Origin of the sequence: Pedobacter sp. CFBP9032, from assembly GCF_034045265.1 — a bacterium.
Lineage (GTDB): Bacteria > Bacteroidota > Bacteroidia > Sphingobacteriales > Sphingobacteriaceae > Pedobacter.
This window is the reverse complement of the sequence record NZ_JAXCWE010000003.1, coordinates 337,255-363,948: the sequence shown is the minus strand read 5'-3', so window position 1 is coordinate 363,948 and position 26,694 is coordinate 337,255. Positions and strand designations below refer to the sequence as shown.

24 protein-coding genes, 1 tRNA gene and 1 pseudogene are annotated in these 26,694 nt (G+C 37.7%); 8 read left to right on the top strand and 18 right to left on the bottom strand.

The features are described 5' to 3' along the window. The first annotated feature begins 218 nt into the window (after positions 1-218). Positions 219-1,289, top strand: coding sequence for a hypothetical protein (locus SOM16_RS08110; protein ID WP_320463493.1), 1,071 nt, complete (start codon positions 219-221; stop codon positions 1,287-1,289). Positions 1,290-1,728: 439 nt separating this feature from the next. Here SOM16_RS08110 and SOM16_RS08105 read toward each other — a convergent pair whose 3' ends face one another. Further along, entirely contained in the window at positions 1,729-1,911 is a 183-nt protein-coding gene (locus tag SOM16_RS08105; protein ID WP_320463492.1) for a hypothetical protein, read from the bottom strand. 464 nt (positions 1,912-2,375) lie between these two features. Here SOM16_RS08105 and SOM16_RS08100 point away from each other — a divergent pair, with 464 nt between their 5' ends. Continuing rightward, positions 2,376-4,553, top strand: coding sequence for a hypothetical protein (locus tag SOM16_RS08100; RefSeq protein ID WP_320463491.1), 2,178 nt, complete (start codon positions 2,376-2,378; stop codon positions 4,551-4,553). A 1,147-nt stretch (positions 4,554-5,700) separates the two neighbouring features. Here the strand turns inward: SOM16_RS08100 and SOM16_RS08095 are convergent. From SOM16_RS08095 to SOM16_RS08075, 5 genes are all read right to left on the bottom strand, one after another. Next, positions 5,701-6,672 (bottom strand): DUF4365 domain-containing protein, encoded by a 972-nt coding sequence (locus tag SOM16_RS08095; RefSeq protein WP_320463490.1) that lies wholly within the window; start codon positions 6,670-6,672, stop codon positions 5,701-5,703. A 16-nt stretch (positions 6,673-6,688) separates the two neighbouring features. Further along, positions 6,689-7,441: a hypothetical protein gene (locus SOM16_RS08090; protein ID WP_320463489.1), complete on the bottom strand. Its 753-nt coding sequence runs from the start codon at positions 7,439-7,441 to the stop codon at positions 6,689-6,691. Next, the gene (locus SOM16_RS08085) at positions 7,416-8,369 is read right to left on the bottom strand and encodes an MvdC/MvdD family ATP grasp protein (RefSeq protein WP_320463488.1); all 954 of its coding nucleotides are present in this window, start codon (positions 8,367-8,369) and stop codon (positions 7,416-7,418) included. Before SOM16_RS08085 ends, SOM16_RS08090 begins: the two co-directional genes overlap by 26 nt. Continuing rightward, positions 8,359-8,673 carry a hypothetical protein gene (locus SOM16_RS08080; protein ID WP_320463487.1) on the bottom strand — a complete coding sequence of 105 codons (315 nt, stop codon included), beginning with the start codon at positions 8,671-8,673 and terminating at the stop codon, positions 8,359-8,361. Before SOM16_RS08080 ends, SOM16_RS08085 begins: the two co-directional genes overlap by 11 nt. A gap of 378 nt (positions 8,674-9,051) precedes the next feature. Then, complete coding sequence (locus SOM16_RS08075; RefSeq protein ID WP_320463486.1) at positions 9,052-9,579, bottom strand: hypothetical protein; 528 nt, start codon at positions 9,577-9,579, stop codon at positions 9,052-9,054. A gap of 852 nt (positions 9,580-10,431) precedes the next feature. Here SOM16_RS08075 and SOM16_RS23225 point away from each other — a divergent pair. Then, positions 10,432-10,815 (top strand): annotated as a pseudogene (locus SOM16_RS23225) (recombinase family protein); the annotation flags it as partial. 722 nt (positions 10,816-11,537) lie between these two features. Here the strand turns inward: SOM16_RS23225 and SOM16_RS08070 are convergent. The 5 genes from SOM16_RS08070 to SOM16_RS08050 form a co-directional block, all read right to left on the bottom strand. Beyond that, positions 11,538-11,624: transfer RNA gene (locus tag SOM16_RS08070), tRNA-Ser, on the bottom strand. Between the two features lie 94 nt (positions 11,625-11,718). Next, positions 11,719-12,708, bottom strand: coding sequence for a YihY/virulence factor BrkB family protein (locus SOM16_RS08065; protein WP_320463485.1), 990 nt, complete (start codon positions 12,706-12,708; stop codon positions 11,719-11,721). A 3-nt stretch (positions 12,709-12,711) separates the two neighbouring features. After that, complete coding sequence (locus SOM16_RS08060; protein WP_320463484.1) at positions 12,712-13,125, bottom strand: thioesterase family protein; 414 nt, start codon at positions 13,123-13,125, stop codon at positions 12,712-12,714. Further along, positions 13,125-14,180, bottom strand: a complete 1,056-nt coding sequence (gene mltG / locus SOM16_RS08055; protein ID WP_320463483.1) for an endolytic transglycosylase MltG — start codon at positions 14,178-14,180, stop codon at positions 13,125-13,127. The genes SOM16_RS08060 and mltG overlap by 1 nt, the downstream gene beginning before the upstream one ends. A 15-nt stretch (positions 14,181-14,195) precedes the next feature. Further along, complete coding sequence (locus SOM16_RS08050; RefSeq protein WP_320463482.1) at positions 14,196-14,966, bottom strand: PASTA domain-containing protein; 771 nt, start codon at positions 14,964-14,966, stop codon at positions 14,196-14,198. A gap of 213 nt (positions 14,967-15,179) precedes the next feature. Between SOM16_RS08050 and SOM16_RS08045 the strand changes: the two genes are divergently transcribed. The 3 genes from SOM16_RS08045 (at position 15,180) to SOM16_RS08035 (ending at position 17,283) form a co-directional block, all read left to right on the top strand. Beyond that, the gene (locus tag SOM16_RS08045) at positions 15,180-16,166 is read left to right on the top strand and encodes a D-alanine--D-alanine ligase (RefSeq protein ID WP_320463481.1); all 987 of its coding nucleotides are present in this window, start codon (positions 15,180-15,182) and stop codon (positions 16,164-16,166) included. Between the two features lie 26 nt (positions 16,167-16,192). Continuing rightward, a complete protein-coding gene (locus SOM16_RS08040; protein ID WP_320463480.1) occupies positions 16,193-16,777 on the top strand; it encodes a Crp/Fnr family transcriptional regulator in 585 nt (194 codons plus the stop codon). Positions 16,778-16,875: 98 nt separating this feature from the next. Then, positions 16,876-17,283: a DUF983 domain-containing protein gene (locus tag SOM16_RS08035; protein ID WP_320463479.1), complete on the top strand. Its 408-nt coding sequence runs from the start codon at positions 16,876-16,878 to the stop codon at positions 17,281-17,283. A gap of 462 nt (positions 17,284-17,745) precedes the next feature. On the opposite strand, the gene SOM16_RS08030 is transcribed toward SOM16_RS08035, so the two are convergent. The 6 genes from SOM16_RS08030 to SOM16_RS08005 all read right to left on the bottom strand — a co-directional run bounded on the left by SOM16_RS08030 (position 17,746) and on the right by SOM16_RS08005 (position 23,807). Next, positions 17,746-18,486, bottom strand: a complete 741-nt coding sequence (locus SOM16_RS08030; protein WP_320463478.1) for a copper homeostasis protein CutC — start codon at positions 18,484-18,486, stop codon at positions 17,746-17,748. A gap of 5 nt (positions 18,487-18,491) precedes the next feature. Next, entirely contained in the window at positions 18,492-19,370 is an 879-nt protein-coding gene (locus SOM16_RS08025) for a YegJ family protein (protein ID WP_320463477.1), read from the bottom strand. 3 nt (positions 19,371-19,373) lie between these two features. Then, positions 19,374-20,408 carry a N(4)-(beta-N-acetylglucosaminyl)-L-asparaginase gene (locus SOM16_RS08020; RefSeq protein ID WP_320463476.1) on the bottom strand — a complete coding sequence of 345 codons (1,035 nt, stop codon included), beginning with the start codon at positions 20,406-20,408 and terminating at the stop codon, positions 19,374-19,376. Between the two features lie 22 nt (positions 20,409-20,430). Then, positions 20,431-21,234 (bottom strand): nitrilase family protein, encoded by an 804-nt coding sequence (locus SOM16_RS08015; RefSeq protein WP_320463475.1) that lies wholly within the window; start codon positions 21,232-21,234, stop codon positions 20,431-20,433. 18 nt (positions 21,235-21,252) lie between these two features. Continuing rightward, positions 21,253-22,398: a methionine aminotransferase gene (locus SOM16_RS08010; RefSeq protein ID WP_320463474.1), complete on the bottom strand. Its 1,146-nt coding sequence runs from the start codon at positions 22,396-22,398 to the stop codon at positions 21,253-21,255. Between the two features lie 182 nt (positions 22,399-22,580). Continuing rightward, positions 22,581-23,807 carry a multidrug effflux MFS transporter gene (locus tag SOM16_RS08005; protein WP_320463473.1) on the bottom strand — a complete coding sequence of 409 codons (1,227 nt, stop codon included), beginning with the start codon at positions 23,805-23,807 and terminating at the stop codon, positions 22,581-22,583. Positions 23,808-23,953: 146 nt separating this feature from the next. On the opposite strand from SOM16_RS08005, the gene SOM16_RS08000 reads away from it, so the two are divergent. Then, on the top strand, positions 23,954-24,724 hold the full coding sequence (locus tag SOM16_RS08000; RefSeq protein ID WP_320463472.1) for a queuosine precursor transporter: 771 nt from the start codon (positions 23,954-23,956) through the stop codon (positions 24,722-24,724). Positions 24,725-24,754: 30 nt separating this feature from the next. After that, positions 24,755-25,204: a hypothetical protein gene (locus SOM16_RS07995; protein ID WP_320463471.1), complete on the top strand. Its 450-nt coding sequence runs from the start codon at positions 24,755-24,757 to the stop codon at positions 25,202-25,204. A gap of 82 nt (positions 25,205-25,286) precedes the next feature. Here SOM16_RS07995 and SOM16_RS07990 read toward each other — a convergent pair whose 3' ends face one another. Beyond that, a complete protein-coding gene (locus tag SOM16_RS07990) occupies positions 25,287-26,531 on the bottom strand; it encodes a homoserine dehydrogenase (RefSeq protein ID WP_320463470.1) in 1,245 nt (414 codons plus the stop codon). Positions 26,532-26,694 lie beyond the last annotated feature (163 nt).

Sequence of the window (26,694 nt, the reverse complement as noted above, 5' to 3'; positions counted from 1 at the left end):
TCTCGATTCGCAAAATGAATGTAAGTAGATAAAAGGTTTCCAAATTCATTTAAACCTAGGTTTTACGAAAGCTAAGTTGTAATACTGTCTAGTGGAAAATTGTAGAATTTCTATAATAGTGTTTAATTTGGAATCGTTGCAAGCAACTGTAATCGCGGTGCATTCGTTGCAAACTCATAGGATAATCAAGTATATTCGCTATTCAGAATTTTAATTCGATGGAAGTTAATCAGCGCATACGAGATGATTTTAAGTTTGATCTGGAAAGAGCAAGGTTTGCTTTTGCGGATGTTATCCGTGAGAATTCGGATTATAGCGAAAAACTACTCCATGAGTTTGCTCTGTTACCCACAAAGCCCAAGTCTTATTTGCATTTTCATGAGACAATAACGGTGGCAGATTGGGCTAGAAATTGTACTGAAAACAAAAGGCCAGTGATTAATAGCAGTGGAAACCAGCCAGTAATGGCAAATCTTATCGCAGATACGGAAATTGATAAGGTGGCTTCCAGGCTGATTGGTGAATTCAACCATATGGTGCTGAATAATGAGGTACCAGAGAAATATTATGGACAGGTGTTAGCGGAGACGCAAACGGCTGTGGCACTAGATCTTATTCTAGAACAAATGGATTTGGTGGTTAAGTATCCCATATTAAATGATAAGGTTAGCGATTATGAGGGATATGCCATAGTAGCTGTAAAGCGTCTAATTCAATTGTTTAAACAGGTTGGTATTGAGCAGATGCGTGTTGATTTGAAAAACTATTTTCTATCACTTGGAGCGGAGACTGCTCGAGTTATGATTCTCCATATGAATGTAGATTCAATTGTTCGAGATGGATTGTCTGAGCGGTTCAAAATACTTAAATTGTTTGCAGACGACATAATAACTACACAATTCGCCAGTACCTCTCCCGAAAATGAGGTGCTGAATCATCATACGGAAACGCAAACTAAAGGGACAATGATAAATTTTAGCAGCGAATTCCTAGATTCTTCCAATTACCTGCGCGTTGTGGAGAAGCTTGTAGCAAACAATAGGGTGAGGGCAGTTCCTGGTGAGGATCGTTTAGTCTTTGTTGGTACTAGGAAAGGCGCTTTATACGAGGCGGTAACCATTTTCGAGGCGGCGAAAGATTTGGGTTATTTAAAAAGGCGTGACTATAGCTATTCAGATATTTCGGCGATACTATCCAATACATTTTTGAATTTTTCACTTGGTGCCAGAACGGTTCGTGATAAGAAGACGTTCAAACGTTTGGAAGATTATAAGCTGATCATCAGCTAAAACGTTCCAAACATTCCGATTTCTTTCCAAGCTTTCCGGTTTATTTTTTTGACAGCGTTTAGTGAGCTAGGTTAGCGGTATGAAAATATCAAATGCGTATTCAGAAAGCCGAGGTGCTTTTTTTTACAACTCAAATTTTAGATTCTCTGGTAACCAAGAAGTGATGAATGTTTTGACTTTTGAAGGTAAAGCATTGTCTCGAAGGCAACTTAGCGCACTCACTGGATTGGAGATCGCTACCCTCTGTAAAATACTGCATGATTTGGTTTATCGGTACCAAAAGGTTAGAGTTTCCTATCACGCCAGATGCCGAACAACTGGTAGAATGGTTATTTATTATTCCATTTGTAATTAGATCAGCTAAGCTGGTTTTAAATAAATGCGGAGTTGAAAATTTCTTTCTCCGCATTTATTGGAAAATAATTTGAAGGATAATTACTTATTTGCCATTGGTAGTTTCTGCGAAATCAAGTACCACTTCTAATTGATCGAAAATCCATTTTCTTGCTTTGGATTGTTCTGGAATGTTGTAGTCTTTGATATCGAGCCTTCCTTTGTAGTCATTTGGTAAATCAAGTAAATGGGTGCACTTCGTAATTAACGAATTGAATTTGGCCCACATGTCCCCTGACCGTCGTCTGCAGACTGAAACAAGATGATTGTTTGCTTCCCATTGTAAATATTGACCTGTAAGCGGTCAAAATAATTCAATACGGGATAATGTAATTTAATTACCTGGTCACCAGTAAGTGCAGACTGGTGTAGTACAAAACCATTTTTGAGAGAGAATTTGAGTCCTTTATGGAAAGAAGATAGGTCTCATTATCCAGTAAGAATTTCGACTTGGTAATAAAATCATTCACCAATAGTACCTGGCCCGGCCATCTACGGTACTTTCCCATACTAAAAACAGTTGCGCTTGTCTTTCAACAGCAAAAATAAAGGTGTCTTCATTAAGGCTTTCGATATTTTTTTAGTAGAAAACAATAAGCATTTATCTTGACACAAAAAAAATCAGCTATTCAATTGAAAATAACCAGAAAAGGTATAGAAATGTTGTTAGCTTTAACTTTTAACTAAAATCTTATGGAAACGCTCAAAATCGACCTCGAAAATTGTTACGGTATCAACAAACTGGTTCATGAATTTAAATTTTCAGAATCCAAGGCGCAGTTGATCTACGCACCAAACGGTGTGATGAAGTCATCTTTAACTCAAACTTTTGAGGATATCGTCTTGGCAAAACAGAGTCAAGATAGAATTTTTAAAAATCGGCCGAATAAAAGAGAAATTACAGTGGATGGTGCAGAGTTGAATCCTGAAGACATTTTTGTTATTCAAAGAATGAAGGAAGCAAGTTTTAAAGAAGCAACCACCATTCTTGTCAACAAAGCTCTCCGCGAGAAGTATAACGAATTGGTGGAAAAAACTACAGATGCAAAGGCAGCGTTCATCAAGCTTATTCAGCCCAATTTTGGTATTAAGGATAATCTCATCGAAACTGAGATTAATATGCTATTTCGAAAAGACTTTTTCGTAGTACTGGAAGAACTAAAGAATGACGTGAGGGAACAGGATAAACCCCACCATGAAAACATTATATATAATGAAGTTTTCAATGAAAAGGTTTTAAAGTTTCTTAGTAGCAAAAGCTTTAACACCAAGATTGTGGAATATATAAGCATATATGATTCTCTTGTCAATAAAAACGACAGCCTGTTTATGAAGGGTACGTTCAATCATTACAATGCAGATATAGTTAGTAAATCCCTGAAAGAGAATAAGTTTTTTGCTGCGAAACATAAGATTAAAATTAAAGACCAGGAGATTGACAACATCGCTGATCTTGAAGCGCTCATTGAGTCTGAGCGTGAAAAAGTTCTTAAAGATCCTGAACTTAAAGGAAAGTTCGATGAAATAGACAAGGCACTAAATGGCAATTTGGAACTTCGAAAATTTCGTGCCTATGTGGAAGACAACCAAGAGATTTTGGCCGAACTGGCTGATTTGGATGGTTTCAGGAAAAAGCTGATCCTGAATTACTTTGTGCTTCACAAGGTAGACTTCGATCACCTTTTAAAAATCAACACAGACACCGAGGTTGAGAGGAAAAAAATCATCGATGAAGCAAGTTCAGAACATGAAGAATGGAAAAATGTGATTCGGGTTTTTAAGGAACGGTTTTCCGTTCCATTCGAAATCATGATTGGCAATCAACATGAAGTCATCCTCTATGACAAGCCAGCTTCTTTGGTTTTTCGATACTCTGACGCTTTTGATCATGTAGATATGGGGGGGCCAGAACTTCAGGTAAGCCTGAGTACTGGCGAACAGCGTGTCTTTTACATTTTGGATATTATTTTTCAATTTGAGGTTAAAAGGAAAACCGGAAACAAACAATTGGTTATTGTGGATGATATTGCAGATTCCTTCGATTACAGAAACAAATATGCGATCATTCAGTATCTCAAGGATATTTCTGAAGAAGACAATTTTTTCATGATTGTATTAACCCATAACTTTGACTTTTACCGTACTTTTAAAAGCAGGCTTGGTGACAAAATTAATTATCAGGGGAACTGGATGGCGCTGAAAGGGGCAGGAGAGACGAAGCTTACAGTTGGCGAAAAACGTGATGTTTTTCCGCAATTGCGCCTAAAATATTCTGAATGCGATTTGTCATTTATTGCGTGTATTCCTTTTGTGAGAAATTTAGTTGAATTTACAGCAGGAGATGATCACCTATCTTATTTGACTCTGACCTCATTATTGCACATGAAACCAGCCAGAACAAATCCTGCAGTAGCCTCAACTGCTGATTTGACAAAAGGCGAAATTCACGACTTGTTCAGTTCTATTTTTGGGCTCATTCCTCCATGCACCGATCGGGATAAAAAGGTGCTTGATTTGATCTATGAAAAAGCTGCCGCAATAATCGGTGATTTGGAGAATTTTAATTTCACTGATCTCAAACTAAAGTTAGTGCTTTCTCTTGCGATTAGGATAAAGGCCGAGGAATATATGCTTAGTAAAATAGCAAATGCACAATTCCTCAATAACATTCATAAAAAAATGACTGGTAAAATCCTTAAGCAATTTCGGATAGAAAACCCAAATGCGTCTGCTGACTTAATTATTATGGATTCTGTTAATCTAATGACCGCGGAAAATATCCATGTAAATTCTTTTATGTATGAGCCATTGATGGACCTTTCTATTGAGCATCTAAATAAATTGTACGTGGATGTCTTCTCATTGATTTAATTAAACAGTGCAATGAGGCAGCATGCATTTCCAAAATCAAATACAATCTCCCATTTTATTTGCACATATTTGTCGAATATAGCGTGACGAAATTCTTTAAGAAGGGTGCCTCATTCTGACCTCAGCGAGGTATAAACATAAAGAAATTTGCAAAATTCATTGTTTATGTGGGGGGGGCGCTAAAAGTGACCACTGGTTTTCATCCATCTTGGCCATATTTTTCGGCCTATATTGTTCACTCGATTTCGCTTGAAAGTGGCCACTCGGCTCATTTTAAACGATTTTAAATTCCAGAAAAACAGGAACGTACTCAATAGGTTGTTTCGCCTAGAGAAACCGAATTGGAGATGTTCTAATGGCCTTAAAATCAAAAATTATATTTCTTATTAAGTGGTAATTCCGCAACTCCACTTGAAACAGCTTCTGCGAGGGACCTTCACCCTTGGACTATCTGCCACCAGCCCACAAACTTACCGGAAAAAAGGATGGCAATTTCGAATGCCGGTAACGAACAATCCATCTGCACCGACCTCTAGACCAAAGTATCCAAACTTTTAACACTTAAAGACTGTCGGTCATGTAGGATTTCCAAAAGTCTCAGACAATTACTTAGAACTATACCCTGACCATACCACAAAGCATATTCGCACAAATCCTTGCAATAATTTCCGCCTGCTCGGCCCCATGTTCCTTTTTCTCCTGCTCGGTCGACTGAATCCACAGCGTACCTGCTTATGTTTGTGGTTTTTTTCACAAAGTTCTTCAGGTTGACCATGGTCAGCTCCAAGGCCCAAAACTTAAGTTTTGAAAGATGTTCTGTCTACAAAAATACTTTTTGCTACACGCCTCCCGCGGGTCAAAGGCACCAACAAAGAATCTTTGCCTGAACCAAAACTGAGATGTATAAAATCAACTGACGCCCTAGGAGCGAAAAGGTTTTTAAATGATAAAAAGGAGAAAGCAGGACAGCAGCATAAAAGGTTTGCCTGATAACAAACCTGGCTAAATCATTTGATCTGTAAAAGATTTGCTTTATCAGTTTATCTGCTATATTTGTAATGATCAAGGCTGCAACGACCCAGGTAGACCCAACTCGCGTCCTGCAAAGGAAGTAGCGTAATGTTTGTTAAGTTTTTGCAGCCATTTTTTATTTCATCGAAATACCACGTCTGTTTTCATATATCGTATATAACCAGACCTTTGACATAATGACATTGCCATTAGCGGTATCAATGATTTTTTTTCGTTTGAAGATCATGGTAGCCATTGCCTGATAACGATGGTCGAATGTGACTTTCGCTCGCACGGCTGCATAATTCATAGTTGTTTGCTCATTACCAATAGTGAATGATTCCCTCGAGCCAACATTTTGATAATGACTAGTGTTACTTATTATAGGTAAAATGCAGCCAAGTAATTGATAGGATTGGTTGATTCGTATCTTATTGCGGCGGTACCTGTTAATGTGATTCCAGAAGACCCTGCTGATAATGATCTCACCAAGCCCACCGTGCGTTCTCTCCTGTACTCCGGCAGCCGCCAGAGTACGGAATTTTTGCTGGGCACAAATCTTTGCTGATAATTTACTGTTTAGGTATTGGAAATCTGATGGAGCTGTTTTGATCGGTTCGGTTTGTCGATCCATTTGATGCAAGCAGAGTTTTTTCAGTTCCCCTTTAGTGTGCGATCCAAAACGATTTTTCTTGTCAATCAGCACGTAGGAACCTGCTTCAGGTGCATAAGAACTCTCCGAATTCAAGTCTGTCCACCAGGCTTTAGGCATATTTTTATTGGTGGAACTATCAACCCAGATCAAAATCACCGCACCAGGATATTTCTCCCAACGTTTTTTTCGGTCATCTATGTACTTTTTTGACAGGCTGATGTGGATTTTGCTCGGACGTTTAGCCACTTCACGGAGGTAAGAATGACCTGTTTTAATCTGAACATAAATTACTTCACCTGTCACTTCGCCATTTTTAGCAAGAAAAATCATTCCATCAAGACCATCATCATTTGCGGCACTAAACTCCTGAAATCTACATTTCCAATGCTCTCTAACATATTGTTCAACCAAACGAACCCCGGTTGATTCTGTTTCAGATTTTGTATTGCTCACTTTTTTATTTGATCAGTTAAAGCTTATTTTTAATTGATAGGTCAGTGAAATTTGACTCGGTTGATTCCGGGATAAGTTTCGTATCAGTCGAGAATCTACAGCCAGCGTAATGGTATTTAGGATTATTGGCTTCTTCCTGTTTCTCTGCCTTGATAAACAAACAATATATCAGGACAAATAAAGCATATAGAAATATCACAATGATCGCCCTTTTATAATATTCCTGAGCAAGTACCAGACTATTGACTTTAAGGTTTATTATGTCCTGGTTTTTAATGGTATGTTCTGCCATCTTCTTAATCAATGCCCGCTGATATTCATTCTCATCACCGCCTAAATTTATATCGGAATACGTAGTGACGTGATAACCTCTGCGCTCGAGGGCACTAATCGCAAACCAAACCGTTCTGATGGTATAGATAATCAAAACGAACGAAATGCAAATAACGACCCTTATTGCTAATAAATTTTCATTTGAGTTCATCGTCAATGTGCTTGCAGCAACCACAACCGAAGAAGATATACCAATTGCACTGATCAATGAGGTTGCTTTTGATTCGATACTGGCACGTCGGGAATCCTCGCTTTCTGATATTTTCTGATTGACTGCAAAAGCCTGCTTTAAATTTATGTCAGTAATCAAAAACTCCGGCTCGGCTTCTTCATTGGTATTTGGCTCATCTTCTTCAACCGGTATATCAATTAATGGCCAGAAAAATTCCCTGACATGATGTAAAGAGCTGCTAAGCCAGACAGGATACAATTTCATCGGATATTGGATAATTTAATTGTTTTTCAATCCAGGCCCATTGGCCATTTGGGTTAATTTCGAGAAAAAGAAAAGAATCATCCAAACACTGGATAAGGTCAATTGCACCGAAATTCAAACCTAATTCTACAGCAATCTGAATGCACTTATTCGAAATTTCCTCTGGTAATTCTATCTGCTCATACGCTAAGGGTTTTTCTGATCGTCGCCAGTCAACTATTGCCTCTTCAGATACTTGAGAATGAATTAATGCCGCAAAGACTCTCTTTCCCACAACAGTCACTCGGACGTCTGCCTTTTTTTTGATATGAGATTGTAAAAAAACAGGTAACGCATTGATGCGATGTGCGTTGCTATCATCAATCCGAATCTTACTGGTAAAAATCACACCTTCCTCTACACCAGCCTCTACCAAACCAGACTTCAATGGCTTAATAATAAGTTCGCCCTTTTCATCAGAAAAACATCTAGCTGCATCAGGTCGATTTGTGATCAAACTTTCTGGTATGCTAAAACCAATCTTTTTAGCGGTCAATAGCTGGTGAACCTTATTTTCCGCGATTCGGATCGCATCTACCGTATTAAGCCATCTTTTCTCAGCGAGAATCTTGTAAAGTCCTTCCAGCAAATATGCGAATTCACCACGGACGAAATTAGCTTCGCCTGGAGTTAGTTTCTCGGTATTTACCATGACTTCAGGACGCCTGAAATAGACCGCATCAAAGCTCAGTAGATTAATCTCCAAACCTGAATTCACCTCAAATAACGAATAGTTACCTAAACCAATATTTAAAACGATCTGAAGCGATACACCAATTTCTTCGGTGTTAATCCGGTAGAAGTCAATGCGTTTTTCTCTTAGTTTTTTAACAATAAAATCAGTGGTAATGTCGTCTTTATTGGTAAGCAGTAAGACTTTATTTGTCATCTTTTTCGGCCACTGTGAATGTTTTAGTCTTTAAAATTAACAGAAGATCATGTTGATCAGTAAGCTCACCTGCAACTCTTGTCTGCGTTGACAGCTCGATGGGATTTACTTGTTGATCATCGCGCTCGCCACTTACTTTTGTATGAGTCACAGACATCACATTTGAAGTTTCCATATCAATAAATGGGATTTTAGTTCCATTATGATCTATGACATTTAAAGACTGGTTAGTATCGTAAACATACGGAGTAGCTTCTCCATGTTCAGTGCGCTGGGTAATAAAATCGAATATTAACGGTTTCATGAGAAAATTTAGATTATGAGCTAAATATACTAATCGGAATGCAAATGTGAAAGCTATTCTTAAGAAGTATCAGCAATGTAAGTGACAAATAAATCTTAATCAAAATTAATCTGTTCCACATCACCTCCTTCGCCTTAACCGCAAGACATTCCTGCTAAGCGCCCATGCGGACTATATATGTATGTTAGTATATTTCATATTCCCTGATTCGAACATTTATTGATAAAAAGGCTTTATTCAAAATAAAAGAAACTTTGATGGCTAACTAGGGCACCTAAGTAACAAGCCTAAATCTTTAAGATATGAAAAAGCAACTCGACTAAACTAAAAAAACCGACTTCCTTACTGGCTGTCTTTTGTGAACACATTTAACTTGCTCTATTTTTTGATATCCAACCGTTTTCCCTTGTCTAAAATGCCTGGGTTTAACTGTGAAGCAAGCGCCAAAGCTGCACTTGGATCAATGTTCTCAAATCCTCCGATGCTTTCCTGTGAATCGGTAAAATTGAAGTTGAATTCAATGCCTTCGATTTTATAGCTGTTCTCAGTTCGAAAATTTAAAGCTATTGTTGCCTTATCGTATTTGGATAATTCCATCAAGGCGAGAGAACTTAACTGAACTTCATAAATGGTGAAACGATCTTCTTCGCTACCCGAAATCATTATGGTAATTTCGAAATTCTCGTTGTCAGGGCAAGGTTCAATTTCGAGGTGACAAACTTGCCCGTTTAAAACATGCTGAAGCTTAGGCGCAAATTCACTTATAGTATTATCAAAAAGAACATTGATTTCTGGTTTTTTGTCGTGGTATCTAAGCGTAAGAAAAGATTTTCCATCCTCATCGATTGAAATGTACGCCTCTAAAGGAGCATCGAATTTTTGGATAAATTGAAAGAGTTGGTTCATAGTTTGATTTTTAAATAAAGATCTATACCTCAGCATAAAAAAAAGAATCATTTCGCGCTTATTAACCATTTATGACACCACTATAGCACATCTAAAAATAAGAATATCTTTGAAGGTTATCGTTCAACATTTGCAATACACACAACATGATGAATTTAATGAAGCAGCTCCTTATGGTTTATCCAACCCAAAACCTTTTAAACAATAAATAGACATTGAATACTTCGATAATTTAATTGAAAAGTTGGAATTATTTAGATGGTCTCAAAAAACGAAGGATTTGAATTTATTGTAGATGAGAGAATTGTACGAATATGTTCCCTGATTAATCTATACTCACTTAAAATGTTATATGAGCTATCGTACTAATTGATTGCGCTTTACATTTTTTTTTATCTTTAAGGATATAATTAATGGATTACATTATGAATGTTGATAAGAGAATTTTTGTCTAGTTTTCAGGAGCTTGGATTCGGAACTGAATTTTGGCATGTTATCTGAATCGATGGGCTTCAAGACATTGAAGGATGTTTGTTCAATCTCACCGGAAGAACTAATTAATAAAAAAGAATTTACATATACATGGTTAGGACAGTTAGCTGACTATATGAATAAGAAGGGCATCCTGCACTGGCTTCAAAAACAAACTTGAATTAATATTGTATGTAATTTCAACAATCGATCTTTATAAAAAGGTGTAACTTGGCGGAAGCACTTCAAAAGATCGAATTTTTAGAGAAAAAGCACGATCTGAAGGTAATAGCGGTGAGTGAGCCATTGGACATTGACACAAGCGATCCCTCTGTATTTTTGCTCCGTGCTTTCAAGTACCTGATCGCTAACCAGGAATTGATGACTATACGGAAACGGGCAAAAGTTAGCGCAAGACACGCACAGGAATCAGGCAGATATCTCAACAAAGCTCCGTATGGCTATATCAACGGTAAGCACACCGATGGAAAAATGATTTTGCAGGTAAACGAATCGCAAGTTTTTATCATTGAAAAAATCTACAGGGATTACCTGAACGGTGTTCCTCATTTTATCATTCATAAGGAGGTGAAAAAGCTTGGTTTTCCGCATAACTCGGCCAGTGCAATATTTCGGGCGCTTACCAATCCTTTGTATTGCGGATTGGTAAGGGTTTGTGCATATGGCAAACTTGCCGAAAAACTGGTGAAGGGTCAACACGAGGCAATCATACCTGAATCCCTTTACTATCGGGTTCAGGATAAGTTAAAAGGCAATAAAAGAGAAATGAAATCCAAGCCGAAAGAAGAGTTTCCTTTAAAAGGTATCATTAAAAGTCCGTGTTGTGGCAGAAATTTAACTGCTGGATGGAGTACAGGTAAACTCAAAAAGTATATGTATTACCGTTGTTTGGATCATTCAAATATAAACATATCTGGGATAGAGTTACACGAAAAATTTGAGGAGTTGTTGCGCCATTTAAGCTTTACCAGTGAATTTGTAAATGAAGTTGTCCAGTTGGTCTCGGGAAAAGTAAAAGAGATTCTTAAATCGAATGAAAATAGACTAAAAGAGCTAAGGCAGCAATTGCAGGGGATAGAAGTGATGATAGCAAATGTTGATCAGAAGCTTTTTTCTGATGTGATCAATGATGATACTTACAAGAGGAACATGCAAAAATTCAAAGGGGAACAGGGTAAGTTGAACGATGAAATTGAAAATTTAGATAACCTGGCAGACAATATCCAACAGGATTTATTGGTTCTGCCGTATATGTTGAACCTGCATCAGGTATATATCGATGCACCGCTTGGGCAGAAACATGCAATGATTAGAGAGATGTTCAAAGAAGGTATCACATATAAAAATGGGATGTTTAGAACACCTTCGATTAATCAAGATTTAAAATGTAACACACTGTCATTAAAGCAAATAGGGTTGCTCGAAATCGAGCAACCCTATGAGTTTGAGAAATCATTCTCCTTATGCGGAGAGTGGGGGATTCGAACCCGCGGACCCTTTAACAAGTCAACAGTTTTCAAGACTGCCGCAATCGACCACTCTGCCAACTCTCCGGTGCAAAAGTACAAACTCCGGCTAAATCTGCAAACTACGTTGACGTTTTTTTTATATTAAGTTGATAATTGCTTAACACAGAGGAAGAAAAAATTATTTTCTATGAATGTTTTCGTCTATTGGATCACTTTTTTTAAAGAGATTATAGTTGGGGCGAATGATTTTCACACTTCTTTTACTCACATCAACACTGGCATTTAGTTCAAAACCGATCAATAAAATGAATGAATTTAAATACAGCCAGATCATAACGACAATTAAAGTTCCGATGGAACCATAAACTTTGTTGTAAGAAGCAAAATGGTTGATATAAAAAGAGAAACCCCAAATGGTCAAAAAAGCCAGAATAGTGGCCAACCATGAACCTGCGCTAAATAGTTTCCATTTCTTGGCGTGAGACGGGCCATATCGGTATAAAATGGAGATGGTAAAGAAATACAAGGCAGCCAATAACGCCCATCTGGTAAATTGAATCGCATAAACGGCTAAACTAGCCTTTAAGTGAAGTTCTTCTTTAATGTATTTCAATAACACCTCTCCCAAAGCCATGGCCGTAATGCAGGCAATAATAGATAAGCAGATAAAGACAGTTAGAGCCAGCGCAATCAAGCGCTGTTTGATCCATCCCCTGGTTTCGATAATCAATGAAGATTTATTAAAGGCCTTCATTAAATTCTTCACCCCGTTGGTGGCAAAAAATATTGCTGATAAAAAACCAAAAGATAATAAGCCTGTATTTTGATTTTTTACAATGTCGTTCAGTGTAGATTCAAAAGCATCGTAAGCATTGTGCGGCAAAACCAGTTCAATTAGACTTAGCAATTGATCCTGGAAACCATGGATTGGAATGAAGGGAATCAGCGTAAATAAAAAGATAATACCTGGAAAAATGGCTAGCATAAAGCTATAAGCCAGAGAGGAAGATTTATTAACCAGCGTGTCTTTACCAATCTCCCGAAAGAAAAATGTTGCAACCGTGTATAAAGGTAGCGGACTGAAACCAGGCAAGACACAACTCTTGGTCCACTCAATAAAGCTTGAGTAGAGTCTAAGATGAAGTAATTGCCTATGTAACCATTCCATTAATTATGCTTTAAAATATTTTCTAATGCCTTCCATAAAAATTTCTGGCGGCTGACAAGGTTTTCTGGTCGATTTATCTACAAATACCAATGTTGTTCTGCCAATATTAATCAGCTGTTCTTGATCGTTATAAATTTCGTAATCTACATTTAAACGAACGGTCGGTAACTCTTTAACCGAACATTTCACCGTTAAAACCTGATTATAGAAAGCTGGCTTTAAGTATTTAGACTGTAATTCCAGTAAAGGTAACATCACACCGTCAGCTTCCATCGATTCATAAGTTATACCCGATGAAGCCTCGAAGCATTCTGTCCGTGCAATTTCGTAATACAGCGCATAATTGGCATGATGAACAATTCCCATCTGATCTGTTTCCGCATAGCGAACTTTCACTTTCGTTTCGTGTATAAACATTATCTAAATATATTTTTCTTGTTTAGCGCCTCGCGATATTTTTTAGCATTAATTTCATGCTGTGCTTTTGTTTCTGCAAAGTTATGATAGCCAGAAAAATCTTCTTTGGCGCACATATAAATGTAGTTGTTATCCTCTTTGTTTAATATCGCATCAATGGCGTTAATACTCGGCATCATGATGGGCCCAGGAGGTAAACCCGCATATTTGTAGGTGTTGTATAACGACTGAACCTGTAATAACTTGCCAGTAACTCTTTTTACGGTAAAATCATTATTGGCAAATATCACCGTCGGATCAGCCTGGAGCAGAATACCTTTATTTAAGCGATTTAAATATAAGCCAGCGATTATAGGCATTTCTTTATCATATAGTGCTTCGGCATCTACGATTGAAGCAAGAGTATAAACCTGGGCAGGTGTAAGGTTTAGACTTGCTGCTTTCTGCTTGCGCTCGGCATTCCAGAATTTTTCATACTCCTTATGCATTCTTTCAAAAAAGTCTACAGGAGATACATTCCAGTACATTTCATAAGTGTTCGGTATGAACATGGCATAGATATTATCCCGGTTAAAACCATACTTAGTAATTAAATCAGTAGAATCCAATACGCTGATAAAGCTGAGCGAATCGGCCTCTAAATTACTCGCCAGATAAGCGGCAAAATTCTCCTTTTTACGGATATTTTGAAACTTAAGTTTAACAGGTTCTTGATTTCCAGACTTGATTAAATTGATTAAAGTCCGGTTGGTCATTCCTTTTTTCAGGCGGTAACGACCAGGCTTTAAATTTGTAGGAAGATTCATTTTTCCCGCCGCGGTAGCAAAGGAGGGTACACTTTTCAGGATATCTCTTTTCTTTAGGTCTTCGAGAAAATTATCGTAGGTGATTCCAGTTTTAACATAAATATATTTCTGATTCTCTGTAACATTTGGAGAGAAATACACTTTATAAAAATTAAGCGCAAAATACGCACCGATTAATACAATTATAACAAAAATGGTAATTGCTATTTTCTTTCCGGTACTTAACTTCTTTTTTTCTATCTCATTCATTTTAAAATGGGCGTATTATTGTTGTTTATTAGATAACGTAATATTAATTTTTGTTCCGATGGCTACTTTCGTCAGTGAATCTACAGGCATAGGATCTTGTTGCGTAATTACGGCATTTGCACTGTCAGTAATGGCACCATCATAGATGATATTTCCCAAGCTCAGATTGGAACCTTTAAGGCTGAATTTAGCCTCATCTACGGTTAAGCCGACTAGTTGAGGAACGTCAACTTCCTGGTTCCCGCGGCCATCTCCCAACACAAAATTGATTCTTGATCCTACAGGGATAACATCTCCTGGTTGAATCGGCTGTCCACCAAAAGAAGCTTCTAACACTACATCTCTACTTACGTCGGGTTTGTAGGTAGTATCACCAAGTTTTAACCTCGAGCTTTCAATAATGGCTTGCGCCTCACGTAGCGTTTTAAAAGCAATATCAGGGAATTTTGTATTTGGAATTTTACCTGCATTAATAGTCAGGTAGATTGTGCGGTTATCTTTTACAAAAGTGTTTGGATCAGGATCCTGGTCGATCACAATTCCAGCTGGCTGATCCATAATAAAGACAGAATCGACCTCGTATTTCAAGCCTGCATCTTCCAGTTTCTGCACCGCCTGCTCAAAAGCCAGGCCTTTTACCAATGGTACATTTAATCCCTGCCCATGTTTAGTGTAATACCGCAGGCTAAAAAAAGCAATCAGAAGAAGACCTACAACAGTTAAAACTGCGGCTAAAATGTTGTTCCTAAAGGATTTCGTTTTTAAATAATCTATAAATTTAGACATGAATGTTAAATTCTGGGGTTATGCGTACAACTCAAATGTAATCATTAATGTATTAATGAATTATTTACGGCATTTCGTTAACAATAATCACACCATTAAATACTTTGCTCATTAACAATTCTATTCTTCAATAATTAAACTTTGCACAAAGATATTTATATTTTTGAGGATATATTTACAATCAATTTCAATTTATAATTAAGGATTTTCCACATGAAGAAAACGATTGCCCTGCTAACAGGCGGCACCACAGGTGAATGGGTTGTTTCGGTAAAAAGTGCCGCTACTATTGCGCAAAATATTGATGCCGATTTATACGATGTTTATAAAATTATGCTCAATGATCATAGCTGGTTTTATGAACCTGCAGATTCTGTGAAAATCGAAATTGATAGAAATGATTTTTCTTTAACGCTGGAAGGAAAAAAGATTAAATTTGATGGCGTGTTTATTGCCATCCATGGTTCGCCGGGCGAGGACGGAAAGTTACAGGGATATTTTGATATGTTACAGATTCCTTATACCGCCTGCGATGCGCTGACTTCCTCCATCACCATGAATAAAGGCTATACAAAAGCAATTGTAAATGGAATTGATCAGTTATTCACCGCCAAATCAATTCAGATATTTAAAGGTGGAAACCATCAGATTGATCAGATTAAGGAAGAATTGAAATTACCGTATTTTATCAAGCCTAATAGCGGCGGTAGCAGTATCGGTATGAGCAAAGTGAAACAAGCTGCTGACCTCGAAATTGCGCTTGACAAAGCTTTTAAAGAAGATAGTCAGGTTTTGATTGAGGAATTTGTAAGCGGAAGGGAATTTTCTATCGGAGTGTTTAAAGCAAACGGCGAGGTAACTGTTCTTCCAACCACCGAAGTGATTCCTGCCAATGAATTTTTTGATTTCGAAGCAAAATATACACCTGGTGCCACAGAAGAAATTACACCTGGAAATATGAGTGAAGAGGAGTATGAAAGGGTGCATCGGATTGTTAAGGATATTTATAAAAAGTTGAATTGCAGAGGAATTGTGCGTATTGATTATTTTCTGGAACATGAAACTGGTAACTTTTATTTCATAGAAATAAATACTATCCCCGGACAAACCGCTACGAGTTTTATTCCTCAACAAGTTGCTGCAATGGGCATTTCCCTGAAATCGTTTTATACTAGCTTGTTAAAAGAAACTATTGCTTAGGTCTTTGAAACGAAATTATTAACCTGATGGAAATTACAAGGCTTATTGAAAAAGGGTTCACGATAAAGAAATTTAAGAAAGACGCTATTATATATGAGCCGGGCATGCAGCCCAAAAATGTGTATTTTATTAAAACTGGCGAAGTACGCATGGTTACCATTAGCGATGGCGGAAAGGAATTTATTCAGGGGGTGTTTAAAGCCGGGCAGTACTTTGGTGAGCCTGCATTATTGATTGGCCGGCCTTACCTGGCGTATACAATTGTAAATAAGGATTCTGAAATTATCCAGGTGAGTAGCGCTGGTTTCTTCGCTTTAATAGAAGAGGAACCTGATTTTAGTATGGCGCTTATTAAAACCCTTAGCAATCGGTTGTTCTATAAATCCATGATGCTTGAGGAGTTGGCTAACGAAAAAGCCGATCACCGACTGCTTACTTTGATTAATTATTTATTAAACGATATTGAGGTAGGAGATTCATTAAAATTCACACGACAGGATCTCGCTGACATGACGGGTTTAAGAGTGGAGACGGTAATAAGAGGAGTGAAGCTGCTTAATGCTAAAGGACTCATCAAAATGATTAAAGGGAAAATTGTACGTTCAATGTAATAATGCTCATCAGTTAGGATAATACAATTGGAACATGATGCAGATCATAAATGCTTGGTGGTTTTAGTGATAGCTTTGCTTTATTAAACATTACAAATATGGCAGATTTATCAAGTTTTCAAGCTTTTATCCAATGCAAATGTCCCCGATGCCGTAAGGGGGAAATATTTACCGGAAGTGCATATTCTTACAAATTACAAAAAACAAATGTTTATTGTCCGCATTGTAATTTGAAATTTGAGCGGGAACCTGGATTCTTCTATGTTGCCATGTTCGTAAGTTACGCCATGAATGTTGCAGAAATAATTACTATTGGCGTAGCTTCTTATGTATTAGGCCTACCATTGGTTTATGAAAATCTATGGTATTACGTGGGCATTATTCTTTTTGGGGTGCTGCTGTGTTCTCCAATAAATTACCGGTATTCCAGGGTAATCTTATTACATTATCTTACTCCCGGATTACACTACGTGTCGGGAAGTGGAGATGCTATTGTAAAAGGGTAATAGATTTGTATTATACTACTATCTTGCGCTGCTTCAACAAGCCCACCAGCAAATTAATAACTGGTAAGCTTTGGATGATGATGAAAGCTAAAATCAGGAGATGACTGGTTCTGTTGTAGCTTTCAAAGTGCTTAATTGTACCTTCGTTTGATATTTCAACCAATGCTAAATTGTTGTTGAACTGATGAGAAAACCAATAGGTTATAGTTAGGAGTATGATTGAAAGCGCAATATGCAGCCATATTAGGGTTTTGAAATAGTATATTTTTTCAAGAAATTTATAGCAGGCTGCAAAGAATAAGATAAAAACCGATGAATATTGCAAGTACTTGCTCACAGATATGATGACGGTATTAAAATTGAACGTAAAGTTTATGGTTTCGTCAGGAATTAAGAAAGAAATTAACAATAGTGCTATTGCTATAAAGATTAGGAATTTATAAGGTTGGAGAATCTTCGGCATTAAAGTTTTTCGAGAGCATAAACAAGTTCTTTGACCTTGTCTTCAGCTGTTAATTCGTATTGATATTCATCTTCAATACTTCCCATTTTTGCGGTGGTATTTTTATAAATCATTTTACTTTGAACAAATACCTTTGCTGAAGCATGAAATTCGGTAGCACCTGTTTGCGCATAGAGTTCTTTAATATTTCCGGCATTTATACCAGCGCCAGGCATAATGGTTATTCTTCCATCCGCCTGTTTAACCAATTTGGCTAACTGCTCCATTCCCGAGAAAGCGGAAGTTGCCCCACCGGAAGATAGTACCCGAACAATACCCAGTTCAATTAAATCTTCGAGGGCCTTTTCCATATCATTGCTCATATCAAAGGCTCTGTGGAAAGCCACTGGCATAGGCTTAGCCAGTTCGATTAATGTTTTACATCGTTCTATATCAATGCTACCATCAGCATTAAGGATTCCAATTACGATTCCTTCACACTGTAATGATCCACAAGCCTTTATGTCTTCAATCATTAAGTTGAATTCCATATCAGAATATAAAAAATCGCCTCCTCGCGGACGAATGATCGGCCAAATTTCTATAGTTAAATTTCTTTTAGCTAAAGCGATCTGACCGTAGCTCGGTGTAGTGCCACCTTCTGCTAAATTATCGCAAAATTCTACTCTCTTGGCTCCACCATTTTGTGCAGCCAATGCAGATGCATAGGAGTTAGCACATACTTCTAAAATACCCGACATATTCGTTATTCTTCTTCATTAACCGGACCAAGAACTTTCCATCCTGAAGCGGATTTATAAGTGTTTAATTTCTGAATGGAAATACCGCCGTCTGGAAACCAGCACACTTCGGTAATGACATAATGGGTTTCATCAATTTTCTCCCGCACCGAAAATGCATTTTGCAAATCGGCAAATGTTGGAAAGCCGTGTTCTGTGAGGTTATTGATGAAAGAGAGTTCAAGCACCTCAGCTGTACTTGAAATAATTTCTTCGTCGAAATCCATTTTCATTGCCATCAGCATGACTTTTGCTTCTTCATGAAAATCTTTACAACTTAGCGCTGCATCCAGGTTTTCGTTACTATAGGCTTTTTCCAATGATAAGATTGCACCTTCAGGCGTTTCAAGGTCTACTTTAAAGTGATCTACTCCTTCATCAATATAAATTCCAATACTCTCATCAAACTGAGCCTTATCTGCATCAGGAATACCATCTCTGATCGCTCTTATGGTGTAACCACCTATTAATCTACCTTGTTCGATAATCATCCAGTCGGAGATATAATTTCTATCTACCCCGATTTTTTGATCAACCTTAACTGTTTTTACATCAACAGGTACGTTACCTACAATGCCGAAGAGATTTCCATATTCATCAAAACTGGGTTCGGTAAGCCAGATATGCTCTCCAATTTCGCCATCTATAATGCGAACCTTGATAGAGAAATACGACTGACCGGGCTTCGGCTGGATTAAGCTTTCTTCAAAATACCAAAGCGTTAGATTGGCTTTTTCAATAGCCCAATTCATTCTTTCGTCTTCATCTGGCACATAAATCATTGTCGGTTCGCCCTTGCGTTCTGCTACGTTCTTTTTGCCGAAAATTTTAGATAGTAAACCCATGCACTAATAATAGCTTTTTCCTTTAATTAACAAATCTTGCTTTTCTGCATTGCAAACCGCAAAACTAAAGCCTTGTTGAATGGCGTAAGCACCATACTCGCCTTTTTTATTTATGGCGAGGAAACCTACCTGAATATTTTTTGCCGTTTCCGGCTTCTTTTTAATTATCCGCATTACAGCTTCTTTGCAGGCTGCCTCCGGGGCATAGCCCTGCCTCATCAGTTCGACTACCAAAAACGATCCGACGTTACGAATTACTTCTTCGCCTACACCAGTTGAGGTGGCACCACCTACTTCATTATCTACATACAAACCAGCACCAATAATCGGACTATCACCAATTCTACCATGGAGTTTATAGGCCATTCCGCTGGTGGTACATGCACCAGAAATATTCCCCCTCTCATCGATCGCGAGCATCCCGATAGTATCATGGTTATATTGATTTCCAGGCAGCTTTTGAGGTGCAGCTTTATCATAAAGCTTATTTTCGATGTTCATTACCGGATCATATTTGGCTGTTTTTAACCAATCTTTCCATGCCTTTTCGCTGGATGGCGTCAGTAAATTTTCCTTTTTAAAGCCTTGTTCCAGCGCAAATTGTAAGGCACCATCTCCGGCTAACATTACGTGAGGCGTTTTTTCCATTACTTTACGGGCAACAGAAATTGGATGTTTGATATGCTCCAGTGCTAATACAGCACCACAATTTCCCAATTCATCCATTATGCAGGCATCAAGTGTTACTTTACCATCTCTGTCTGGCAGGCCACCGTAACCAACTGTTTGATTTTTTTCATCCGCCTCCGGTACCCAAACTCCTTGCTCTACAGCATCTAAAGAACGTCCGCCCTTTGAAAGCACTTTCCAGGCATCTGCGTTTGCTGCAATCCCAAAATCCCAAGTGGATATAACAATCGGTAAATTTTTAGCAGGTTGTAATTTAGCAGGAATGACATCAGCCATGCTGGTTTTATCAAGAGCCAATAAGCCTGCAGAAAGGGCAGAGGCTTTTATAAATTTTCGTCGGTTAAACATTTAAGCTTAGTTATATTTAGGTTTAGAGGATAGTAAATTGATCTGCATCTTTTAAGAAAGGAAACTGGCGTCTGATTTTGACCAGCTCTTCATAATTTATTGTTACGGTGTACATGTCTTCATCTTCAGGCTTATAGTAAACGGTGCTGCCATAGGGATCGATAACCATAGAATGGCCACCATGATAAACCTGATTGCCATCGTGTCCTACACGATTTACACCAATCACATAGCTCTGGTTTTCAATCGCACGTGCTGGAATGAGTGCTTTCCAGTGTGCAGTTCGGCGATCTGGCCAGCTGGCAACGATTAGCAAAATATCATACTCCTCATTTACATTACGCAACCAAACGGGAAAGCGTAAATCATAACAAACAGCAAGACGAATTTTCCAGCCCTTTAACTCTACAATCAGTTTGCTTTCACCAGCACTGAAATTATCATCTTCGTCTCCCATGCCAAATAAATGGCGTTTATCATAATGTTGATGTTGGCCATCCTTATTCATCCACACCAGGCGGTTGTAATATTGGCCGTTTTCCTTAACAATCAGGCTTCCTGTTACAATGCAATTGTATAAACCAGCCATTTTCTGCATCCATTGCATTGTAGGCCCACCCATTTCTTCAGCCAGGGCTTCAGCATTCATACTGAAACCACTGTTAAACATTTCAGGCAAGATAATTAAATCTGTTTTCTCCCTAACGCCCATAGATAAGCGGAGGGCAAGGTTTACCAGATTTTTTTCTATATTTTCCCAAAATAAATAAGCCTGAAAGATGGTTACTTTCAGGTTTTCTATTTGAGTGTAAATAGGTGCTTCCATATTATTTGGTTTGCAATATTAAACATTTGTTAGTTTTTCTGCCGCTAAAGCCAATGTGGTGTTTTCTTTAGCGAAACAGAAACGAATAATTTTATGATCCGTTCCTTTTTGATAAAAAGCGGATACCGGAATACTGGCGACACCAAACTCCCTGATCAGCCGCTCGCTAAAATCGGTGTCTTTTTCATCACTGATGTCATTATAACTTACACATTGAAAATATGAGCCATGGCAAGGAAGTAATTTAAAACGGCTTTCCTTCAACAGGCTTCTAAAATAATCGCGCTTTTGCTGAAAAAAACTCCCAATGTCATTATAATTCGAAGGTTCCTGAATATACTGTGCAATAGCCTGTTGCATAGGGCTATTTACACTAAATACATTAAATTGATGTACTTTTCTAAATTCCTTGGTCAATAGTTCTGGTGCCAGGCAATACCCCAGCTTCCATCCGGTAGCATGCAAAAGCTTCCCGAAAGATGCGATAATAAAACTTCTCTCTCTTAAATCAGGGAAAAGCATCACACTGTTGTGCTTTTGATCATCATAGATCAGGTGTTCATAAACTTCATCGCTCAAAATCAAAATATCGGTACCGCTAATCAATTTGATCAGCGATTTCATGTCCTCTTTTGATAAAATACTGCCAGTTGGGTTTTGCGGAGAGTTCAAAATAATCATCCGTGTACTGGAGGTAAAAAGTTTTTTTACCATATCCCAATCAATTTCGTATTCTGGTGGTGCGAGTTCGTATGTTTTAACTATTCCACCAAATAATCTGATGGTTGGCGCATAACAATCGTAAGCAGGTTCAAAAATGATCACTTCATCTCCTGAATTAATTATGGCTGCCAACGCGGTAAAAATAGCTTGAGTTCCACCAGCAGTAACCGTAATTTCAGTATCAGGATCGTATTTTACGTTGTAAAGATTTTTTACTTTTTGGGCAATGGTTTCCTTTAGAAGTTGATTGCCAGGCATTGGTGCATATTGATTAAAACCATCTTTCATGGCTTTATTAACCAATTCAACCAATTTTGGGTCAGCAGAATAATCAGGGAAACCCTGCGATAAATTAATGGCATTGTATTCCGCGGCAAGCTTAGACATCACTGAAAAAATAGTGGTACTTATGCCAGGAAGTTTTGATTGTATATTTAACATGTTATAAGCGAAAATAGCAAAAAAAGCTTAGAAGATTAGTTACTTTTTAGCTAGTCGCTTTACATCATGCGATTAAACACCTTATTATCAATGTTTTCAAATCAAGTATTTATTGACCTTATCATTCGTTAGAAACGAATATGACATAGAAAAAATCCAGCTTTGCAATCCTGAAGTTAGGGTTAATGTGCTACTATTGCAGTATCAGCCGATGCTTCAACTTCTGTTTTAATCAGCTTCTGGCCAACTAACAGGCAAGCCATGGCAATTAATGCAGCTACGGTCATTACAAGTGGCATAGGGATTACGGAATGTTCGCTAAATAAACTCACCATCACCGATGCCAAGGCACCCAATCCCATTTGGAGTGCACCCATTAGTGCAGAGGCACTTCCTGCATTTTTACTAAACGGAGCCAGTGCCAGTGCCGCCGCATTTGGATTAATGAACCCTAAACAGGATAAAAACAAGGCAATAAAGCCCAATGTTAAATAAAGATTAAGCCAATCATTTAAGGCAAAAATTAAGAAAATAATGCTGAATATGCATTGCGCCACTAATGCCCATGTTACAATTTTTTTACTACTAAACCATCTCAATATTAGACTGTTTAATTGGCTTGATCCAATAAAAGCAACCGATAACAATGCAAAAATCCATCCATAGCCAGTTTTACTTACTTCATAAATTTTCATAAAAACCGTAGGGGATGAAGAAACATAAGCGAATAATCCAGAAAAAGTAATGGAACTGATTAAGGCATAGGTAGAAAATTGAGGCGCTTTTAAAACCGTAAAAAAGCTATTTAAAATTGGTTTGGGTTTAAGAGAATAATTTGGATCTGGCTTATAGCTTTCCGGTAACTTAAATATAGATGCAAGAAAGATTAATATGGCCATAAGCCCCAGAAAGACAAATACATATTGCCATCCAAGTGCAGAGATAAGATAGCCACCTGCTGTAGGTGCAAGCATTGGCGAAACAGCAATGACTAACATTAGCGAGGCAAAAACTTTAGGACTTTCTTCTACCGTAAACAAATCTCGGACCATCGCGATAGAAGCTACCGCAGTGGCGCAACTTCCAATTGCCTGAACGAAACGCAAAACGATGAGTTGATTTACATCTGTAACTAACAGACATAGGAAGGAGGAAAAAATATAAAGTGCCAAGCCAAAGTATAATGGTTTTTTCCGGCCAAATTTATCTAAAAGCGGGCCATATAGTAATTGACCAGCTGAGATTCCAATGAAAAATGCAGATAGCGAAAGTGCTACTGATGATTCGTTTGTTTTTAAGTCTTTTGCAATATCCACAAAGCCTGGCAAATACATGTCAATAGAGAATGGTCCAAGCGCTGCTAAGGAACCTAAAATAAGGATGAGAGAGAATTTGTTTTGCTTAGCCATAATGATTAGTTTCCGAGGCGCAAAGATTGGCAGATTTATTTTCTTAACCTACTTTTTTAAACCAATTTTTGTAAAAAGATAAATCCTTTAAAAATTAATAGCAGAAATTATCATTCTGATTTGAATTATCTCTAGATTTATAAACTATGACTTTTAAAACCAAAGAAAGCCGATTACTCCTTGTCTTAGGATGTTTTTTCGTGGCAAATGCGATACTATCTGAATTTATTGGCGTTAAACTATTCAGTGTCGAGGAAACGTTGGGGATAAAAAAGTTCGATATCAATTTATTAGGCGTAAAGAATCTCTCATTTGTGATGTCTGCAGGTGTGTTGACCTGGCCGATTATTTTCATCATGACTGATATCATTAACGAGTACTTCGGTGTAAAGCAGGTTCGCTTCCTTTCCATTTTAACGTCTATTCTAATCGCGTTTGCATTCTTGGTGGTTTGGGGTTCCATGCATTTGAGTGCTGCCGATTTTTGGGTACACCAAAATATCAACGGTGAAGACCTAAATATGAACAATGCGTTTGCCGGTATATTCGGTCAGGGCATGTGGATTATTGTAGGCTCCATTGTCGCTTTCATTGTGGGGCAATTGGCAGATGTAGTAATTTTTCACCGCATTAAACGGGTAACGGGAGAAAAAGCCCTGTGGTTACGTGCCACAGGCTCCACTTTGGTATCGCAGTTAATTGATAGTTTTGTGGTAATCTTTATTGCCTTTTACCTCAATCCACAATATCATTATAGTTGGCAAATGGTGGCCGCTATTGGATTGGTAAACTACACTTACAAATTCCTTGTGGCTATTTTAATGACACCAATTTTGTATGTTGTACATGCCATTATTGATGGTTATTTAGGGAAAGAACTCGCGCATAAATTGATGCAGATGGCAGGCAGAGGATAACGACTGAATGTTAAACCAAATTTCTAAAGTATGAGAATAAATTATTTACTGGCATTTGTAACGCTTTCGGTATTGTCCTGCTCAAATGAAAAGCAAAAGAATGCTAGCCTTAACCTGGAGGGGAGTTGGCAGCTGATTTCCGCCACCACAATAGAAAAAGGTAAAACGCAGGTTACCAATTATGATGGTGATGTTAAAATGATCAAGATAATCAACGGATCGCATTTTGCCTTTTTAAGGCATAGCAGCAATCCTAAAGATACCACTAACTTTGATGCAGGTGGAGGAAGTTATACTTTAAGTGATGACGACTATACCGAACATCTTGATTTTTATAAAGACAAAAAATGGGAGGGTAAAACTTTCAACTTTAAAATAGCTCTTGACAAAGATACTTTGATTCAAAAAGGAGTAGAGAAGGTAGTAGAAGCCAATATTGATCGCGTCATTATAGAGAAATACTTAAAAATAAAGCCATGAGCTAAAGCACAAAAAGGTCGGAATCGCTCCGACCTTTTGCTTAACAACAAAACAAATAAAAAAAATTAACTTTAAAAAAATCTTATAGGGAAGCCAGTTCTTCAGCAAAAACATTTTCTGCAACCTGTTCTTGTTTATAAATCTGTCTCCCGGTGTAAGCAATAAACACATCAGCATCTAACAGTAGATCACGGTTTTTAATGAGGTTTTGTAATTTAACGGTACCAATAACATACTTAAAATTACTTGCAGAATAACGTTCACTAATCCCATCAAATGCTAATAGTGTAATCAAATCTTCATCTGCATAGCGTAGGTAAACTTCAAGTAAAATATCTTCGGTATGTTTTACGCCATTCTCTGAATGATATTTTTTGTATTCATAACGATAATCATAACGTAATGCTGCAATATCTGATAATACTGCTGCGCCTGTTGGATGCCCGCCTGCACCTTTGCCAAAAAAGAATTGCTTATCGGCGAAAGCGGCCTGAACAGTAACGGCATTGTACTCATTTTCTACATTATACAGGAAATCATCTTTCGCCACGAGCTTGGGCAGTACATAGGTAACAATGTCAGTTTTGTTTACCTTTCTCGCAGTAGGTACCAATTTGATTTTGAAATTCTTCTCACGGGCATATTTGATGTCGTTTGCAGAAAGATTCTGAATTCCAATGTTTAAAATGGCATCAGGGTTAACGAATAACCCATAGGCATGAGCTGTAGCGATAGAAAGTTTATATTTTGGATCATAACCTCCAACGTCAAGAATAGGGTCTGTTTCTGCAAAACCCAAGTCTTGTGCTTCTTTTAACGCGGCATGATAGCTTTGGTTCTCATTAAATATTTTTGATAATATGTAATTCGATGAGCCATTAAAGATTCCGCTTAAAGCATGGAAAAGTTCGTTATCATAGTATTCTTCCAAATTTCTGATGATTGGAATACTTCCACAAACCGCACCTTCATAAAGCAAAGAAGTGCCATGCTCTTGTTGAAGATCTACTAACTCCTTTAAGTGTGTGGCGATCATTTTTTTGTTCGCAGAAACGACATTCTTGCCATTTTTCAATGCGGTAGTTACAATTTCGTAAGCCGCATCCGCATCATTAATCAACTCGACAATGGTATTTATTTCCGAATTATTGAGGATTTCATTCCGATCTGTAGTAAATAAATCTTTGTTAAGCGTACGTTTTTTCTTCGGGTCTTTTATAGCGATTTTTATAATTTCCAGATTCAGATTCTGACTTTGAATGATATCCAATAATCCTTGTCCGACAACGCCGAAACCAAATAATCCAATTTTTAAATTCTTACTCATATTTTTATAGTATCAAGTAGCGGTGTTAGGTAGTGATATTGGGTGGCTGGTATTAAGTATTAAGTATTAAGTATCGAGTATCAAGTATCGAGTATCGAGTATCGAGTAGCTGGTATCAAGTAGCTAGTATCGAGTATTCGGTATCTAAACCAAGCAGTCAAAA

Bases quoted from the DNA above. Each gene is read 5' to 3' on its own strand.
- SOM16_RS08110 (WP_320463493.1), top strand. From the start codon at position 219: ATGGAAGTTAATCAGCGCATACGAGATGATTTTAAGTTTGATCTGGAA.
- SOM16_RS08105 (WP_320463492.1), bottom strand. From the start codon at position 1,911: ATGTGGGCCAAATTCAATTCGTTAATTACGAAGTGCACCCATTTACTT.
- SOM16_RS08100 (WP_320463491.1), top strand. From the start codon at position 2,376: ATGGAAACGCTCAAAATCGACCTCGAAAATTGTTACGGTATCAACAAA.
- SOM16_RS08090 (WP_320463489.1), bottom strand. From the start codon at position 7,441: ATGAAATTGTATCCTGTCTGGCTTAGCAGCTCTTTACATCATGTCAGG.
- SOM16_RS08085 (WP_320463488.1), bottom strand. From the start codon at position 8,369: ATGACAAATAAAGTCTTACTGCTTACCAATAAAGACGACATTACCACT.
- SOM16_RS08080 (WP_320463487.1), bottom strand. From the start codon at position 8,673: ATGAAACCGTTAATATTCGATTTTATTACCCAGCGCACTGAACATGGA.
- SOM16_RS08075 (WP_320463486.1), bottom strand. From the start codon at position 9,579: ATGAACCAACTCTTTCAATTTATCCAAAAATTCGATGCTCCTTTAGAG.
- SOM16_RS08065 (WP_320463485.1), bottom strand. From the start codon at position 12,708: ATGGAATGGTTACATAGGCAATTACTTCATCTTAGACTCTACTCAAGC.
- SOM16_RS08060 (WP_320463484.1), bottom strand. From the start codon at position 13,125: ATGTTTATACACGAAACGAAAGTGAAAGTTCGCTATGCGGAAACAGAT.
- mltG (WP_320463483.1), bottom strand. From the start codon at position 14,180: ATGAATGAGATAGAAAAAAAGAAGTTAAGTACCGGAAAGAAAATAGCA.
- SOM16_RS08050 (WP_320463482.1), bottom strand. From the start codon at position 14,966: ATGTCTAAATTTATAGATTATTTAAAAACGAAATCCTTTAGGAACAAC.
- SOM16_RS08045 (WP_320463481.1), top strand. From the start codon at position 15,180: ATGAAGAAAACGATTGCCCTGCTAACAGGCGGCACCACAGGTGAATGG.
- SOM16_RS08040 (WP_320463480.1), top strand. From the start codon at position 16,193: ATGGAAATTACAAGGCTTATTGAAAAAGGGTTCACGATAAAGAAATTT.
- SOM16_RS08035 (WP_320463479.1), top strand. From the start codon at position 16,876: ATGGCAGATTTATCAAGTTTTCAAGCTTTTATCCAATGCAAATGTCCC.
- SOM16_RS08030 (WP_320463478.1), bottom strand. From the start codon at position 18,486: ATGTCGGGTATTTTAGAAGTATGTGCTAACTCCTATGCATCTGCATTG.
- SOM16_RS08025 (WP_320463477.1), bottom strand. From the start codon at position 19,370: ATGGGTTTACTATCTAAAATTTTCGGCAAAAAGAACGTAGCAGAACGC.
- SOM16_RS08020 (WP_320463476.1), bottom strand. From the start codon at position 20,408: ATGTTTAACCGACGAAAATTTATAAAAGCCTCTGCCCTTTCTGCAGGC.
- SOM16_RS08015 (WP_320463475.1), bottom strand. From the start codon at position 21,234: ATGGAAGCACCTATTTACACTCAAATAGAAAACCTGAAAGTAACCATC.
- SOM16_RS08010 (WP_320463474.1), bottom strand. From the start codon at position 22,398: ATGTTAAATATACAATCAAAACTTCCTGGCATAAGTACCACTATTTTT.
- SOM16_RS08005 (WP_320463473.1), bottom strand. From the start codon at position 23,807: ATGGCTAAGCAAAACAAATTCTCTCTCATCCTTATTTTAGGTTCCTTA.
- SOM16_RS08000 (WP_320463472.1), top strand. From the start codon at position 23,954: ATGACTTTTAAAACCAAAGAAAGCCGATTACTCCTTGTCTTAGGATGT.
- SOM16_RS07995 (WP_320463471.1), top strand. From the start codon at position 24,755: ATGAGAATAAATTATTTACTGGCATTTGTAACGCTTTCGGTATTGTCC.
- SOM16_RS07990 (WP_320463470.1), bottom strand. From the start codon at position 26,531: ATGAGTAAGAATTTAAAAATTGGATTATTTGGTTTCGGCGTTGTCGGA.